Below are 14,619 nucleotides of genomic sequence, written 5' to 3' on the forward strand. Positions count from 1 at the left end.
GGCGGCCTTTCTACTTGAGCTCTGCGCGGCGTTTGACGATGAGGTTCACGATGGTGGCCAGCAGCAGCATCAGGCCCAGGAAGAACTTGAACCAGTCCGGGTTCCACTGCGCATACACGATGCCCTTGTTCGCCATGCCGAAAATGAACGCGCCGATCGCCCCGCCCACGGCCGAACCGTAGCCGCCGGTGAGCAGGCAGCCGCCGATCACCGCGGCGATGATGTACAGGAACTCGTTGCCCACGCCCTCGCCGGACTGGACCGCGTCGAAGGCGAAGAGGTTGTGCATGCCCAGCAGCCAGCCGCAGAACCCGACCGCCATGAACAAGCCGATCTTGGTCCTGGTCACCGGCACACCCACCGCGCGGGCCGCGTTCGCGTCCCCGCCCACCGCGAAGATCCAGTTGCCGACCTTCGTGCGCAGCAGCACCCAGGAGGCCACCGCGACCAGGATGATCCAGAAGAACACCGTGATCTTCACCTCGACCCCGCCGATGCTGATCGAGGACGCGAACACCGCATGCGCCGAATCGAAACCGTCCAGCTTGGAAATCGACGGGGAAGACACCGACCCCCCGATCAGGCGGGTCAGGGCCAAGTTCAGGCCCGTGAGCATCAGGAACGTCGCCAGCGTCACGATGAAGGACGGCAGCTTCGTCTTGACCAGAATCCACCCATTGATGAAACCGATGCCGAGCGAGACGACGAGGGCCAGCCCAACGCCGACCCAGGCGTTCATGGAGAAATACCAGCTGAACAACGACGCGGTCAGGGCCGAGGAAATCACGGCCACACCCGTGGAGAGGTCGAACTCGCCACCGATCATCAACAACGACACCCCCACCGCCATGATCCCGATCGTCGAGGAACCATAAAGGATCGTCGCCAAAGCATTCGGCTGGGTGAACGTCCCGGACACCGAAGCGAAGAAAATGAAAAGGACAACGGCCCCCACCAGGGCGCCGACTTCGGGCCTCCCCAAAAACTTCTGAACCGGGCTCCGACGTCCGATCCGCTCATCGCCGGGGGCCGAAGCCGGCGCCGGCGGCAGGGTTGCTGTGTTTGCCATAGGAAGAGCTCCTTGTTGCTCAGGCTGCGCGGCGGTCGCCCGCCGCGCAGCCGGAATCCTGGATCTAGCGGACGCCCTGCTGGGCGAATTTGAGGACGTCGGAAGCGTTGGACTTGTCCACGATGGCGGGACCGGTCAGAACGGGCTGGCCGCCACCGAGCTTGAAACCGCCGCGCTTTGCCTGCCACAGGGAGTCAACGGACATGTAGCCCTGGAGCCACGGCTGCTGGTCCACGGTGAAGATCACGGAACCGTCCACGATCTTCTGGGCAAGGTCCGCGTTCAGGTCGAAGCTGGCAACCTTTGCGGAGCTGCTCGCATCCTTGACCGACTTAAGCAGGGTGAGCGTGAATGGGGCTCCGAGTCCAATGACCACATCAGCATCTTTCGTCGCTTGGAGCTTCGCCGTGGCGGTGGACTGGACCGACGTCATGTCCTGGCCGTTCACATAGAGGATTTCCGTCCCGGGAACCTTTTCCTTCACACCTGCGCACCGTGCTTCAAGGCCGACGTGGCCCTGCTCCTGGATCACACAGATCGGGTGCTTGTACCCATCCTGCGCCAGCTTCGCCCCGACAGTCCGACCAGCGACTTTCTCGTCAGATCCGAAGTAGGTGAAAGCCCCCAGGGCAGCCGAAGCATCAGAGCCGGCATTCAAGCTAACCACCGGGATACCCGCATCCTCTGCCTTCTTGAGGACGTCCTTCATGGCATCGGGCTTAGCCAACGTGACTGCGATCCCGTCGACCTTCTGGTCGATGGCCTGCTGCACGAGCTGGGCCTGGCGGCCCGCATCAGCATCGCTAGTGTAAAGGAGTTCGACATTGTCCTTCGCGGACGCTTCCTCCGCACCCTTGCGCACGATGTCCCAGAACGTATCACCCACGACCGCGTGCGTAATGAGCGCCACCTTGATCCGAGGCGTCGAAGCGGCCTGCCCGCCGCCACCGGCAGCATTGCCGCTGTCAGCCGGCTTTCCACCTTGGCTGGAACAGGCGCTGAGAGCCATCATCGGAACGACGGCCGCCACGAGTGCCGCCTTCCGCCAGGAAAACTTCTTCACGATTTATCTCCTTTGATAGGGGTTGCGGCCCTGCCACTCTGCAGGAGCTCAAAGCCCTCTACACCGATCATGGTGACTGACCTCACATATGTCAATACTTTGTCCTGACATTAGGATGTTTTTACGTGAGATGGTCACATGATCCCCTGCGAAAACGGTGATATCGGGGTTACGGGGCCGGCGGGGCCGTCGTAGAGCGAACAACCAGGCGCGGGGCGCTGACGACGTGGACAGGTCCCTCCTTTCCCTCTATGCGGTCGATCGCGCGATCGACCGCAGCGGCAGCCAGCAGCGGCGCCTCAGGGCTGACGGACGAGAGTTGGACGAAGCTAAGCCGCGCAAGCTGGCTATTGTCGAAACCGACAACCGATAAGTCCTCGGGGACACGCAGCCCTCCTGCCCGAAAACTTTTGATCACTCCCAAGGCCGATCGGTCATTGAAGGCGATGACAGCGGTAGTGAGGCTCCTCCGGAGGAAATCGCCGGCCATCAGTCCATCTTCCTCATCTCGGCGCTTGTCGGCAGAGACGGCCGTTATGTCACCCTGGGCCTGGGACCCCCCAAGGGGCCACTCTTGGGCCGACTTTGTGTACCAACTCCGTGCAGTTGGCTACGACGGAACTCTTAACATCGAGCACGAAGACACCCTGGTGAGTTCTTCGGAGGGCGTTCGCCGCACTGCCAAGCTTCTGCGCGACGTCGTCCTCACCGAGGCCCCAGACTGGTCACCCGCAAAAATCTGGACCACCGAAGCCGTGGCGCGCCCGGTCTATGTAGACATTTCCATGAGAGTCAGCGCGATTCCCTGGAGTTTCTTCATCGTTCGGATTATTTGCCCTTGGGGGCCCTACTTGACCGCGACTCTGCCGTGAGAAGGTGAGCGAGCGTCGGTAAAAAAGGCGTCAAAGGTGAGCGAGCGTCCGTCGAAGCAAACGCTCGCTCACATATCCGCCTTCAAAGACTAACGCTCGCTCACATATCCGGCCTTAAACACGCAAGGGAGGCGGCGAGAAATCGCCGCCTCCCTTCCGCGTCTTCCTCTACTGGACCTTGGCGATGTACTTGCCCATCGTCTCCAGCTGGTAGCGGGACACCTCGTTGGCGTTGTCGTCCTCGGCGAAGACGCTGGACACCATGACGGTATTGTCCTTGTCCAGGAAGCCGATTTCCTTGAGTCCGCCGAAGAACTCGTCCCAGTTGACGTCGCCGTCGCCGATCTTGAGGTGCTGGTGCACACGGACGGCGTTGCCGGGCGGGTTGGTGATGTAGCGCAGCCCGTGGGAGGCGTGGTGGTCCATCGTGTCGGACACGTGGACCAGTCGCAGCTTGTCCCCCGCGGCCCGCATGATCTCGAGCGGCTTGTTGCCCATGTGGAACGTGTGCGAGGCAACGTAGACCATGCCGATGTTGGGCGAGTTCACGCCACGGATGACCCGGAGGGCGGCGAGTCCGTCCTCGACGAAGTCGTCCGGGTGCGGGTCGATGAGGACGTCCAGGCCTTCGCGCTCGATGATCGGAAGGAGCTCTTCCATGGAGCGGTAGAAGGCCCTTTCGGACTCCTCTGCCTTTTCCGGGCGGCCGCTGAATTCGGTGTTCATGGTCTGCACGCCGAGGTCGACCGTGATCTGGATGGCACGCTTCCAGTAGCGGACAGCCGCCTCGCGGGCGTCTTCGTCCGGCCCGGACCATCGCAGCACAGGAAGCACCGAGGCGATCTCGACGTCGGCATCCTCGCAGGCCTTCTTCAGCTGGCCCACCAGTTCGTCGTCGGCCTTGGGATGGTTGAAGAACGGGATGAAGTCGGCGTGCGGGGTCAGCTGGAGGTATTTGTAGCCGAGATCGGCCGCCAGACGGGGGAACTCCAGCAGGCTGTGGCTGTGGTGGAACGGGGTCGGGTCAAGGGCAATCTTCATGGTCACCCCTACTTGTACAGCTCAGGCTTGGTGTTCAGCTGTACAGCGACCTTTTCGCCCGACTTCTGGGCTTCAACGCCTGCTTCGCAGCAAGCAGCAGTGGCGTAGCCATCCCAGGCGGTGGGGCCGCCGATTTCGCCGCGGCGGGCGGCGTCCACCCAAGCCTGGATCTCGACGTCGTACGCGGCACCGAAGCGCTCTTCGAAACCTGGCGTGACCTTGCCGCCCCAGCGGCCGGCGCTGCGGACGTAAGGACCGCCGTCGCCACCGATGCTGACGATGCCCTCCTCGAAGGACGCCTGGGTGGCGACTTCGTAGCCGAACTTGGCGTTCACATAAATTTCGACGTCGGCCAGGACACCGGATTCGGTCTCGATCAGGACGTGCTGGGGGTCATGCTGGCCGTCCGGGGCGTTGCGTGTCGCCTTGCCCAGTCGGACCTGCACGGAGGTGATCTCCTCGCCGGTGAAGAAGCGGATGGCGTCGAATTCGTGGACCACGGAGTCGTTGATGAGCATCTCGTTGGTGAAGCCCGGCGGGGTGGTCGGGTTGCGGTGCTGGTGGTGCAGCATGAGCAGCTCGCCCAGTTCACGGTCGCGGATCACGGAACCCAGGGCGGCGTACTCGGCGTCGAAGCGGCGCATGAAGCCCACTTGGATGCGTTTGTGGCCGAGGGCCGTTTCGGCCTGGACAACCTTCCAGGCGCTCTCGGCATCCGGCGTCAGCGGCTTTTCGCAGAGGATCGGGAAGTTCTTCTCGAGCGCCTTGTAGAGGATTTCCTCGTGCAGGAAACCGGGGGTGGCGATCAGCACGGCGTTGACGTCCCCGTTGTTGAGGGCCTCTTCGGCGCTGGCGAGGGCGACGGCGCCGTCGATCCCTGCGATGGCGGCTTGCGCGCGGGCGAGGTCGACGTCGACGACGGCAGCCACCTCGGCGCCGTGGATGCGCGTGCTGAGCCGTTTGATGTGGTCGGCGCCCATGCGGCCCGCTCCGATGACGGCCACGCGGAGAATGTCAGTCAATGTTCTGTCCTTAGTTAGTTGACGGCAGTGCGGGAACCGCACGAGAGCAGGTAGTTGCGGGTGCGCTTGGCGATGGGCATGGGGACGTCGAAGGCCACGGGGTACATGTCCTGTTCCACAATGCCAAAGATCGGGCGGTTGAGTCCTTCGACCGCTTCGATAACTGCACGCAGGTCCGGGAGGCCGTTCGGCGGTTCGGTCATGACGCCGGCCAGGTTGGCTGCCGCCCAGGTCATGTTTTCCTCACTAACCTTCTTCAGGACGTCCGGGTTGATCTGCTTCAAGTGCAGGTAGCCGATGCGGTCCGGGTAGTTCTTGATCAGTTCCAGGCTGGACGCTCCGCAGTACTCGGCGTGCCCGGTGTCCAAGCAGAGGTTCAAGTACTGGGGATCGGTCTCGGCGAGCAAATGCTCGATGTCCGCCTGGGCACCGACGTGGGAATCTGCGTGGGAGTGGAATTGCTGCTTGAGGCCGAAGTCTTCCAGCAGCACCTTGCCCATGCGGTTGTGGCCGGCGAACAGATCATTCCACTGTTCCTGCGACAGCTCCCCGCTCTCCACGGCCTCCCCGGTGACGTCGTCGCGCCACATGGCAGGGATGACCACGATGTGTTCGCCGCCCATGGCGGCCGTCAGTTCGGCGACCTTGCGCGCGGGCTCCCAGGCTTCCTCGTACTGTGCGGCACCGCGGTGGAAGGCCGTGAAGACCGTACCCGCCGTCACCTTGAGGTCGCGCTGCTTGAGTTCCTCGGCGAGGCGCGCGGGATCGTTGGGCAGGTAGCCGTAGGGGCCAAGTTCGATCCATTTGTAGCCGGACTCTGCCACTTCGTCCAGGAAGCGCTCCCAAGGGGTCTGCTTGGGGTCGTCCGCGAACCAGACGCCCCAGGAGTCCGGGGCCGTGCCGATGATGAGTTTGTTCTCTGTCATTGCGGGCTCCTTAGTTGGAGGGGAAGTTGTAGGAGGCGCCGGAGGCGTGGGTGGGTTCTGGCCAGCGGGAGGTGATGACCTTGCCGCGGGTGTAGAAGGAGACGCCTTCGGGTCCGTAGATGTGCTTGTCGCCGAAGAGCGAGGCTTTCCAGCCGCCGAAGGAGTGGTAGGCCACCGGGACCGGCAGGGGCACGTTGATGCCGACCATGCCCACGGTGACGGAGCGCTGGAACTTGCGGGCGTTCGCGCCGGAGGAGGTGAAGATGGCGGTGCCGTTGCCGTAGGGGTTGGCGTTGATGAGCTTGATGCCTTCGTCCAGGTCCTCGACCCGGACGACGACGAGGACCGGTCCGAAGATCTCCTCGGTATAGGCGCTCATTTCCGTGTTCACGTGGTCGATCACGGTGGGGCCGACCCAGAAGCCGTCCTCGTGGCCGGGGACCACGAGGTCGCGGCCGTCCACGACCATGGCCGCGCCGGCGGCTTCGGCTTCGGTGACGATCCGCACGATGCGTTCCTTGGAGGCCGGGGTGATGACCGGTCCCATCTCGGCGTCGGGCTCGGTGCCGTTCTTGACCTTCACGGCCAGGGCGCGTTCCTCGACCTTCTTCACCAGCAGCTCCGCGGCGTCCCCGACGGCGACCGCGACCGAGATGGCCATGCAGCGTTCCCCGGCGGAACCGAACGCGGCCGCGGCCAGGTGGTCGGCGGCGTTGTCCAGGTCGGCGTCGGGCATGATGATCGCGTGGTTCTTCGCCCCGCCCAGGGCCTGGACCCTTTTGCCGTGCCTGGTCGCGGTCTCGTGGACGTACCGGGCGATCGGGGTGGAGCCTACGAAGGAGATCCCGTCCACGTCCGGGTGGGTCAGGAGCCCGTCGACGGTTTCCTTGTCCCCGTGCAGGACCTGGAACACGCCGTCGGGCAGGCCGGCCTGCTTCCACAGCTTCGCCAGCAGCATCGAGGCGGAAGGGTCCCGTTCGGAGGGCTTGAGGATGAACGCGTTGCCCGTGGCGATCGCCATCGGGGCCATCCACAACGGCACCATGACGGGGAAGTTGAACGGGGTGATGCCGGCCACGACGCCCAGCGGCTCGCGGAAGGAGAACACATCGATACCGGTGGAGACCTGGTCCGAGTACTCGCCCTTGAGCAGGGTCGGGATCCCGCAGGCGAACTCGATGACCTCCAGGCCGCGGCCGATCTCGCCCTTCGCGTCGGAGATGACCTTGCCGTGCTCCGCGGTGACCAGGGCCGCGAGTTCCTCCACGTGGGAAGCGACGAGCTCACGGAAGGTGAACAGCACCGCGGTGCGCTTGGCCAGGGAGAAATCACCCCATTTTTCCGCCGCGGCCTTCGCCGCGGCGACGGTGGCGTCCAGATCGGCCCGGTTCGCGAGCCGCAGCTCCGCGGTCACCGCTCCGGTGGCCGGGTTGTAGACGGGCTGGCTGCGGTCGCCTTCGCCGGCAGTTTCAACACCGTTGATGAAATGCTTGATGGTGGTCATGGTGGTCGTCGTCGACATGTGCGGACTTCCTTGTCTGTAGCTTGAAGGAGCTTGAGGGGTCAGCCGAGCAGCTTGCGCTGGCGGTTCTTGTGGTCGGTGTAGGTCTTGTAGGCCTGTTGGGTGGATTCGAGTTCGGAGACCTGCGAGACGGGAACGTCCCACCAGGACTCAGAGCTCGGGGCGTCCAGCAAGGGGTCCGATTCGACGTGGATGACGATCGGTCCGGTCTCTTCCGGTGCCGCTTTCGCGTCGCGGATCGCTTGTTCGAGTTCGGCGATGACCTTCTCGCCCGGTTCGATCCGGATGACCTTCGCGCCGAGGGACTCGGCGTTGAGGGCAAGGTCGATGGGCAGGTGCTCGCCGGCGTCGAAGGAGTGCTGTTCCTTGTCCAGCACGCGGTACTGCGTGCCGAAGCGCTGCGAGCCCAGGGACTCGGAGAGCGAGCCGATGGAGGCGTAGCCGTGGTTCTGGATCAGGACCACGATCAGTTTGATGCGTTCGGCGACGGCGGTGACCAGTTCGGTGTGCATCATCAGGTAGGAGCCGTCCCCCACCATCACGACGACGTCGCGGTCCTTGCCGCCCGCTGCTGCCTCGGCCAATGCGGCGCGCTTGACGCCCAGGCCACCGGGGATTTCGTAGCCCATGCAGGAGTAGGCATATTCGACGTGGTAACCGAAGGGATCCCGGACGCGCCACATCTTGTGCAGGTCACCGGGCAGGGAACCGGCGGCGCAGATGACGACGTCGTGCTCGTCCATGGCCCGGTTGGTGGCGCCGATGATCTCGTTCTGAGCAGGCAGCGGGGTGTGGCGGGTGTCGAAGGCCTCGTCCACGATGCCGTCCCAGCGCTTCTTCTCCGCCGCGATCTTGTGCTCCAGATCCGCGCCTACACGGTAGCCGCCGAGCGCCTGGTTCAGCTTGACGAGGGCCTTACGGGCGTCGGCGACGATCGGCAGCACGGTGCCGTGCTTGTAGGCGTCGATCGCGGCCACGTTGATGTTCACGAACTTCACGTCGGGGTTCTGGAAGGCAGTGCGCGACGCCGTCGTGAAGTCCTCGTAACGGGTACCGATGCCGATGATCAAGTCAGCCTCGGCAGCGATGGCGTTCGCCGCCGTCGTGCCCGTGGAGCCGATGGCTCCGAGCGAGAACTGGTGGTCCCACGGAAGGACGCCGACGCCGGCCTGGGTGTTGCCCACCGGGATGCCGGTCAGCTCGGCGAACTTGGCGAGTTCCTCGTTGGCGAAGGCGTAGAGGACGCCGCCGCCGGCGATGATCAATGGCCGCTTCGCGGCACGGATGGCCTCGGCGGCACGGCGGATGTCGTCGTCGTCGGCTTCGGGGCGGCGGATCCGCCACTCACGCTCGGCCAGGAACTCCTCCGGGACATCGAGCGCCTCCGCCTGGACGTCCTGCGGCAGCGAAATGGTCACCGCGCCGGTCTCGGCCGGGTCCGTCAGGACTCGCAGGCCGTGGTGGAACGCGGAGAACAACTGCTCCGGCCGGGAGACCCGGTCGAAGAACTTCGAGAGCGGACGGAAGGCGTCGTTGACCGTGATGTCGTAGGCGTAGGGCAGCTCGAGCTGCTGCAGCACCGGGTCCGCCGCGCGGGTGGCGAAGGTGTCACTCGGCAGCAAGAGAACCGGCAGCCGGTTGGTGGTGGCCAGCGCCGCGCCGGTCAGCAGGTTCGACGAGCCGGGACCGATCGAGGTGCTGATCGCAAACGTCTGGCGGCGGCGCGTGTGCCGTGCATAGCCCACGGCCTGGTGGGACTGGGCCTGCTCGTTGCGGCCCTGGTAGTACGGCATGATGCTGGGATCGGCGGCCTGGTACTGCTTGAGGGCCTGGCCCACGCCGGCGACGTTGCCGTGTCCGAAGATCCCGAACGTGCCCGGGATCAAGCGCTCCCGGTACTCGCTCCCGCCGACGGTATCAACCGTGTACTGCTTGGACAGGAACTCGACAACCGCTTGGGCGACCGTCATTCTGCGCGTTGCCATTACTCTTACTCCGATACTTTCGCAGGTGTCTTCAGCGGCTCTGTCGTCTTCAAGAGGGAGGCGGCGGTGGCCACGGCCCCGGCAACGTCTCCGTCGGCCGGATACAGAAGGGTCCGTCCCACAGTCAATCCCTGGACTCCCGGCAGTGCAAGCGCTGCCTGCCAGCTGGCAAAGACCTCATCCTGGCCCGCATCCGGATCCCCGCCCAACAAGACAGTGGGCAGCGTGGTGGCGGCCATGACGCGTTCCATCTCCGCCACGACCGGGAGCTTCATCCAGGTGTAGGCGCTCGTGGAACCCAGGCCCTCGGCGATGGCCACGGACTTGATGACGGCGTCCGGGGAAAGATCGTTGCGGACCTTGCCGTTCGCCTCGCGGACGGACAGGAAGGGCTCCACCATGGCGATGAGCTTGCGCGCGGCGAGGGAGTCCACGGCCTTGGCCGTCGCTTCCAGGATCGACGCCGTGTCCGGGTCCCCGAGGCAGATCCGGGTGAGCATCTTCCCGCCATCGGCACCGAGGGCGTCCAGCGCAGCTGCGGTGTGGCCCGTGAAGCGGTCGTCGATTTCATTGACCAGCCCGGCGAGGCCGCCGCGGTTCATCGAGCCGAACACGAGCTTGCCCTCGAGGGCGCCGAGCAGGAGCAGATCGTCCATGATGTCCGGCGAGGCCAGGACACCGTCGACGGCGGGATTCGCCAGCGCGATCTGCAGCCGGTCCAAAAGATCCCGGCGGTCGGCCATGGCCACCGGGTCCGAACCGACGCTCAGGGCGCCGCGGGCCGGATGGTCGGCGGCCACGATGAAGTTCTGGGTCCCGTACTTCAGGCCGGGGTGGCGGCGGCGCGCAACGGCTGCGCGGGCAACGGCGTCGGGATCTTCAAGCCGGATGGCACTGAGGTGCTCGTAACGGCGCGGGTCGTCGTTGAGGCTCAACGTGTTGCTCCTTCGGAAACTACTGCGGGGGAAGCTGCTGCTTCGGTGCCGGCGGCGGCCGGGGTCAGGCGGCCGCGCTCGGCGAGCAACGAAGTGACTTCTTCCGGCGTCGGCATCGCGTCCGCACAGGAGACTCGGGAAGCGACGATCGCGCCGGCGGCGTTGGCGTAGTCCAGGATCCGGGCCAGCGGCCAGCCGGAAAGCAGTCCGTGGCAGAAGGCGCCGCCGAAAGAATCACCCGCGCCCAGTCCGTTGACGGTCTCCACGGGAACGGGAGCGGAGACAACGCGTTCGGTGCGGGTCTTGGCCATGACGCCTTCGGGGCCGAGCTTGACGACGGCGATCTCGACGCCGGCGGCCAGCAAGCGGTCCGCCTGCTCGTCCGGGGTTCCTTCGCCGACAGCGACGGCGCATTCCTTGTCATTGCCGATGGCCACCGTGACGTGCGGCAGGATCTTGGCGACCTCAGCCCGGGCCTCGTCCTCGGAAGCCCAGAACATGGGGCGGTAGTCCAGGTCCAGGACGGTGTACTGGCCCTCGTTCAGGCCGGTGCGCGGCCGGGCCTCGTGGGCCGCGAGGTGGGCGGAACGGCTGGGCTCCTGGCAGAGGCCGGTCACGGTGGACCAGAAGATGCCGGCGTCCTTGATGGCGTCCAAGTCGAGTTCTTCGGCCCTGATCTGCAGGTCCGGTGCCGTGGGGAAACGGCCGTAGAAGTACAACGGAAAGTCATGCGGGGGCTGGATCGCGCAGAAGGTGGCCGGGGTCTGCAGGCCGGGCACCGGCGTGACGAATGCGTCGTCGACCTTGAACTTGCGCAGCTCGCGGTGCAGGTAGATGCCGAAGGGGTCATCGCCGGTACGTGTAATCACGCCGGATCGGCGGCCGTGGCGGGCGGCAGCGACGGCCACGTTGGACGGCGAGCCGCCAAGATACTTGCCGAAGGACTGCACGTCCTCCAGTCCCACACCGATGTCGTTCGGGTAGATATCAACGCTGATGCGCCCGATGGTGAGCAGTTCGTGGGTCACGGTGATCGCGGACCTTTCTGTAGTGAACTCTTCTTGCGGGACGGTGAGAGCTCCGGTGCTTTTGCCGGCCCGCAGTGAGCGGGGCCACAACCACTACTTTGCACCAGAATTCATGTCCTGTCAAAGGTTTGTACTGACATATTTACAACGAAACGTAATGGCCTAAACTACGCGGCGGTTCGGGCTTGAATCCGCGCCATAACGCCGGAATTACCGCGCGGGAACGGCCAGCTCGCCAGTGACATACTGGGCCCGGCCAAAGCCAAAGGACCAGTCTTCGGCGCTGTTTTCCACGTACCCCAGGAAAACGTCCTCGCCAGTGATCCCCACCTCGCCGAGCCGGGCGGCGATGGCGGCGAACAAGGACTGCTTGGCTTCACGGCTCCGCCCACCCTGGGTGAATATCTGGATCATGACCACGCCGGAACTTCGCTCGAAACCAAGACCGGCGTCCTGCGCAACAATCTGGCCCGCGGGGTGCTCTGTGATGATGTGGAAGTAGTCGCGCTCGGGGATGCCGTACTCGGCGAGGATGGCATCGTGGATTCGCTTGCTGAGGTCACCGAGCTGCTCCGGCGTACGGCCTTCGTTGACATCAATGCGGACGAGGGGCATCTGCACTCCTTTAATAGTTTGTCCTGACATACTAACAAACTCTCGATGTGCGCCACAAGACGTCGGTCCTGATGCCCCTCCTGCTCCGACGCCCGCTCACATATCCGGCCTTAACCGCCAACGCCCGCTCACAAGATGTGAGCGGGCGTCGGGCCAAAAGCCTTCAGATGTGAGCGGGCGTTCGTGAAAAGGGCGATATAGGTGAGCGAGCGTGTGTCCAAGCGGCGCCCGGAGGTATCCAAACGGTCAAACGCCCCGGGTATCCAGCAGTTAAACGACGACGGCGCCCGTCGCCTTCACATGGAAGGTGACGGGCGCCGTCGGGCGTGGTTTGAGGGTTACCCAGGTCCTAGAGGGCTGCGAAGACTTCGCGGAGGAGCTTGGCGGTCTCGGACGGCGTCTTGCCGACCTTCACGCCTGCAGCTTCGAGAGCTTCCTTCTTGGCCTGTGCCGTACCCGCGGAGCCGGAGACGATGGCGCCGGCGTGGCCCATGGTCTTGCCCTCGGGAGCAGTGAAGCCTGCAACGTAACCAACAACCGGCTTGGTGACGTTGGCCTTGATGAAGTCGGCTGCGCGCTCTTCGGCGTCGCCACCGATTTCACCGATCATGACAATTGCCTTGGTCTCCGGGTCAGCTTCGAACGCAGCCAGGGCGTCGATGTGGGTGGTGCCGATGACGGGGTCGCCACCGATGCCGATGGCGGTGGAGAAGCCGAGGTCGCGCAGTTCGTACATCATCTGGTAGGTCAAGGTACCGGACTTGGAGACCAAGCCGATGGGGCCCTTGCCCGTGATGTTTGCCGGGGTGATGCCAACCAGGGCTTCGCCCGGGGTGATGATGCCGGGGCAGTTCGGGCCGATGATGCGGGTGATCTGCTTGCCGTCAGCGTCAACCGTGGCCTGGGCGAGGGCCCAGAACTCGGCGGAGTCCTGAACCGGCACGCCTTCGGTTATGACAACAACCAGGCCGATGCCTGCTTCGATGGCTTCAACCACGGCGGCCTTGGTGAATGCCGGCGGGACGAAGACGATCGAGACGTCGGCGCCGGTCTCGGCAATGGCTTCCTTGACGGTGCCGAAGACGGTGATTTCCTTGTCGCCGTGCAGCACCGTGGTGCCGGCCTTGCGGGCGTTGACGCCACCGACGATGTTGGTGCCCGCCTTGAGCATCAGGGCGGTGTGCTTGGTGCCTTCGCCGCCGGTGATGCCCTGGACGATGACCTTGGAGTCCTTGTTCAGATAAATAGACATTGTGAGGTCCCTTTACTTCGCTGCGTTGGCGAGCTCGGCGGCCTTGTCGGCGCCCTCGTCCATGGTGGCTGCCAGGGTAACCAGCGGGTGGTTGGCCTCGGCCAGGATGCGGCGGCCCTCTTCGACGTTGTTGCCGTCGAGGCGGACAACCAACGGCTTGTTGGCGTGGACACCAAGCTCGGCCAGTGCACCGACGATGCCCTTTGCCACAGCGTCACACGCGGTGATGCCACCGAAGACGTTCACGAAAACGCTCTTGACCTGCTCGTCACCCAGGATGACGTCCAGGCCGGCGGCCATGACCTCAGCGGAGGCTCCACCGCCGATGTCAAGGAAGTTGGCGGGCTTGACGTTGCCGTGGTTTTCGCCTGCGTAGGCAACGACGTCGAGGGTGGACATCACAAGACCGGCGCCGTTGCCGATGATGCCGACCGAGCCGTCAAGCTTCACGTAGTTCAGGTCCTGCGCCTTGGCCTTGGCCTCAAGCGGGTCGGCTGCGTCCTTGTCCTCAAGTTGAGCGTGCTTGGGGTGGCGGAAGCCGGCGTTCTCGTCCAGCGAGACCTTGCCGTCAAGCGCAACGATGTCGCCAGCGCCGGTCTTGACTAGCGGATTGACCTCAACAAGGGTTGCGTCTTCCTTCTTGAAGACGTCCCAGAGCTTGAGGATGACGGAAGCAACCTTGGCGCGCAGTTCCTCGGAGAAACCGGCTGCGGCAACGATTTCGTCGGCCTTGGCCTGGTCGATTCCGACGGCGGGATCGATGGCGACCTTGGCGAGTGCCTCGGGGCGCTCAACAGCAAGCTGCTCGATTTCCATGCCACCTTCAACCGAGCACATGGCCAGGTAGTTGCGGTTGGCCCGGTCCAGCAGGACGGAGAAGTAGTATTCCTCGGCAATGTCGGCGCCCTGGGCGATCATGACCTTGTTGACGGTGTGGCCCTTGATGTCCATGCCAAGGATGTTGGTGGCGTGCTCAAGCGCTTCGTCAGCGGACTTGGCGACCTTGACACCGCCGGCCTTGCCACGGCCACCGACCTTTACCTGCGCCTTGACGACGGTCACGCCGCCGATGTTCTCGGCAGCAGCCTTTGCTTCTTCAGGAGTGTGCGCCACGATGCCGGCGAGCACGGGTACACCGTGCGCTTCGAACATATCGCGCGCCTGATATTCAAACAGGTCCACGGTTTAGTGTCCTTCTACGTCGAAGTAGTTTCTGTACAGCCGGAAACCACGGTGACCGCGAAAACCGGCTGCGGATAGGTGCGCATCGAACGGCCGCCAAGCAGCCG

General features: G+C 64.4%; 14 protein-coding genes. 1 reads left to right on the top strand and 13 read right to left on the bottom strand.

Annotated elements, in window-relative coordinates; translation table 11 throughout:
• Positions 1 to 10 precede the first annotated feature (10 nt).
• The 3 genes from AB0O52_RS15735 to AB0O52_RS15745 all read right to left on the bottom strand — a co-directional run bounded on the left by AB0O52_RS15735 (position 11) and on the right by AB0O52_RS15745 (position 2,670).
• Complete coding sequence (locus AB0O52_RS15735; RefSeq protein WP_364539169.1) at positions 11 to 1,069, bottom strand: ABC transporter permease; 1,059 nt, start codon at positions 1,067 to 1,069, stop codon at positions 11 to 13.
• 64 nt (positions 1,070 to 1,133) lie between these two features.
• Complete coding sequence (locus AB0O52_RS15740; protein ID WP_364539172.1) at positions 1,134 to 2,132, bottom strand: substrate-binding domain-containing protein; 999 nt, start codon at positions 2,130 to 2,132, stop codon at positions 1,134 to 1,136.
• Positions 2,133 to 2,301: 169 nt separating this feature from the next.
• Positions 2,302 to 2,670, bottom strand: a complete 369-nt coding sequence (locus AB0O52_RS15745) for a substrate-binding domain-containing protein (RefSeq protein WP_364539438.1) — start codon at positions 2,668 to 2,670, stop codon at positions 2,302 to 2,304.
• Between the two features lie 49 nt (positions 2,671 to 2,719).
• Here AB0O52_RS15745 and AB0O52_RS15750 point away from each other — a divergent pair, with 49 nt between their 5' ends.
• Positions 2,720 to 3,004 (top strand): hypothetical protein, encoded by a 285-nt coding sequence (locus tag AB0O52_RS15750; protein ID WP_364539175.1) that lies wholly within the window; start codon positions 2,720 to 2,722, stop codon positions 3,002 to 3,004.
• Positions 3,005 to 3,172: 168 nt separating this feature from the next.
• Here AB0O52_RS15750 and AB0O52_RS15755 read toward each other — a convergent pair whose 3' ends face one another.
• The 10 genes from AB0O52_RS15755 to sucC form a co-directional block, all read right to left on the bottom strand.
• Positions 3,173 to 4,045, bottom strand: a complete 873-nt coding sequence (locus tag AB0O52_RS15755; protein ID WP_364539178.1) for a sugar phosphate isomerase/epimerase family protein — start codon at positions 4,043 to 4,045, stop codon at positions 3,173 to 3,175.
• A gap of 8 nt (positions 4,046 to 4,053) precedes the next feature.
• Positions 4,054 to 5,067 (bottom strand): Gfo/Idh/MocA family oxidoreductase, encoded by a 1,014-nt coding sequence (locus tag AB0O52_RS15760; RefSeq protein WP_364539180.1) that lies wholly within the window; start codon positions 5,065 to 5,067, stop codon positions 4,054 to 4,056.
• 14 nt (positions 5,068 to 5,081) lie between these two features.
• Entirely contained in the window at positions 5,082 to 5,993 is a 912-nt protein-coding gene (locus tag AB0O52_RS15765; protein WP_364539183.1) for a sugar phosphate isomerase/epimerase, read from the bottom strand.
• A gap of 10 nt (positions 5,994 to 6,003) precedes the next feature.
• Entirely contained in the window at positions 6,004 to 7,515 is a 1,512-nt protein-coding gene (locus AB0O52_RS15770) for a CoA-acylating methylmalonate-semialdehyde dehydrogenase (protein ID WP_364539186.1), read from the bottom strand.
• A gap of 41 nt (positions 7,516 to 7,556) precedes the next feature.
• Positions 7,557 to 9,485 carry a 3D-(3,5/4)-trihydroxycyclohexane-1,2-dione acylhydrolase (decyclizing) gene (iolD, locus tag AB0O52_RS15775; RefSeq protein WP_364539441.1) on the bottom strand — a complete coding sequence of 643 codons (1,929 nt, stop codon included), beginning with the start codon at positions 9,483 to 9,485 and terminating at the stop codon, positions 7,557 to 7,559.
• 20 nt (positions 9,486 to 9,505) lie between these two features.
• The gene (locus AB0O52_RS15780) at positions 9,506 to 10,435 is read right to left on the bottom strand and encodes a deoxyribose-phosphate aldolase (protein WP_364539189.1); all 930 of its coding nucleotides are present in this window, start codon (positions 10,433 to 10,435) and stop codon (positions 9,506 to 9,508) included.
• Entirely contained in the window at positions 10,432 to 11,463 is a 1,032-nt protein-coding gene (iolC, locus tag AB0O52_RS15785) for a 5-dehydro-2-deoxygluconokinase (protein ID WP_364539192.1), read from the bottom strand. Before iolC ends, AB0O52_RS15780 begins: the two co-directional genes overlap by 4 nt.
• Before the next feature lie 210 nt (positions 11,464 to 11,673).
• Positions 11,674 to 12,078 (bottom strand): tautomerase family protein, encoded by a 405-nt coding sequence (locus tag AB0O52_RS15790; RefSeq protein ID WP_364539195.1) that lies wholly within the window; start codon positions 12,076 to 12,078, stop codon positions 11,674 to 11,676.
• A 349-nt stretch (positions 12,079 to 12,427) separates the two neighbouring features.
• Positions 12,428 to 13,330: a succinate--CoA ligase subunit alpha gene (gene sucD / locus AB0O52_RS15795; protein ID WP_364539198.1), complete on the bottom strand. Its 903-nt coding sequence runs from the start codon at positions 13,328 to 13,330 to the stop codon at positions 12,428 to 12,430.
• 12 nt (positions 13,331 to 13,342) lie between these two features.
• Positions 13,343 to 14,512 carry an ADP-forming succinate--CoA ligase subunit beta gene (gene sucC / locus AB0O52_RS15800; RefSeq protein WP_364539201.1) on the bottom strand — a complete coding sequence of 390 codons (1,170 nt, stop codon included), beginning with the start codon at positions 14,510 to 14,512 and terminating at the stop codon, positions 13,343 to 13,345.
• Between the last annotated feature and the right edge of the window lie 107 nt (positions 14,513 to 14,619).

Origin of the sequence: Arthrobacter sp. NPDC080073 (assembly GCF_040686575.1) — a bacterium.
Taxonomy (GTDB): domain Bacteria; phylum Actinomycetota; class Actinomycetes; order Actinomycetales; family Micrococcaceae; genus Arthrobacter.

What these genes read in the sequence shown, in the direction of transcription:
- iolD (WP_364539441.1), bottom strand. Translation starts at nt 9,485, where the DNA reads ATGACGGTCGCCCAAGCGGTTGTCGAGTTCCTGTCCAAGCAGTACACG.
- AB0O52_RS15735 (WP_364539169.1), bottom strand. Translation starts at nt 1,069, where the DNA reads ATGGCAAACACAGCAACCCTGCCGCCGGCGCCGGCTTCGGCCCCCGGC.
- AB0O52_RS15765 (WP_364539183.1), bottom strand. Translation starts at nt 5,993, where the DNA reads ATGACAGAGAACAAACTCATCATCGGCACGGCCCCGGACTCCTGGGGC.
- AB0O52_RS15770 (WP_364539186.1), bottom strand. Translation starts at nt 7,515, where the DNA reads ATGTCGACGACGACCACCATGACCACCATCAAGCATTTCATCAACGGT.
- sucD (WP_364539198.1), bottom strand. Translation starts at nt 13,330, where the DNA reads ATGTCTATTTATCTGAACAAGGACTCCAAGGTCATCGTCCAGGGCATC.
- AB0O52_RS15755 (WP_364539178.1), bottom strand. Translation starts at nt 4,045, where the DNA reads ATGAAGATTGCCCTTGACCCGACCCCGTTCCACCACAGCCACAGCCTG.
- AB0O52_RS15790 (WP_364539195.1), bottom strand. Translation starts at nt 12,078, where the DNA reads ATGCCCCTCGTCCGCATTGATGTCAACGAAGGCCGTACGCCGGAGCAG.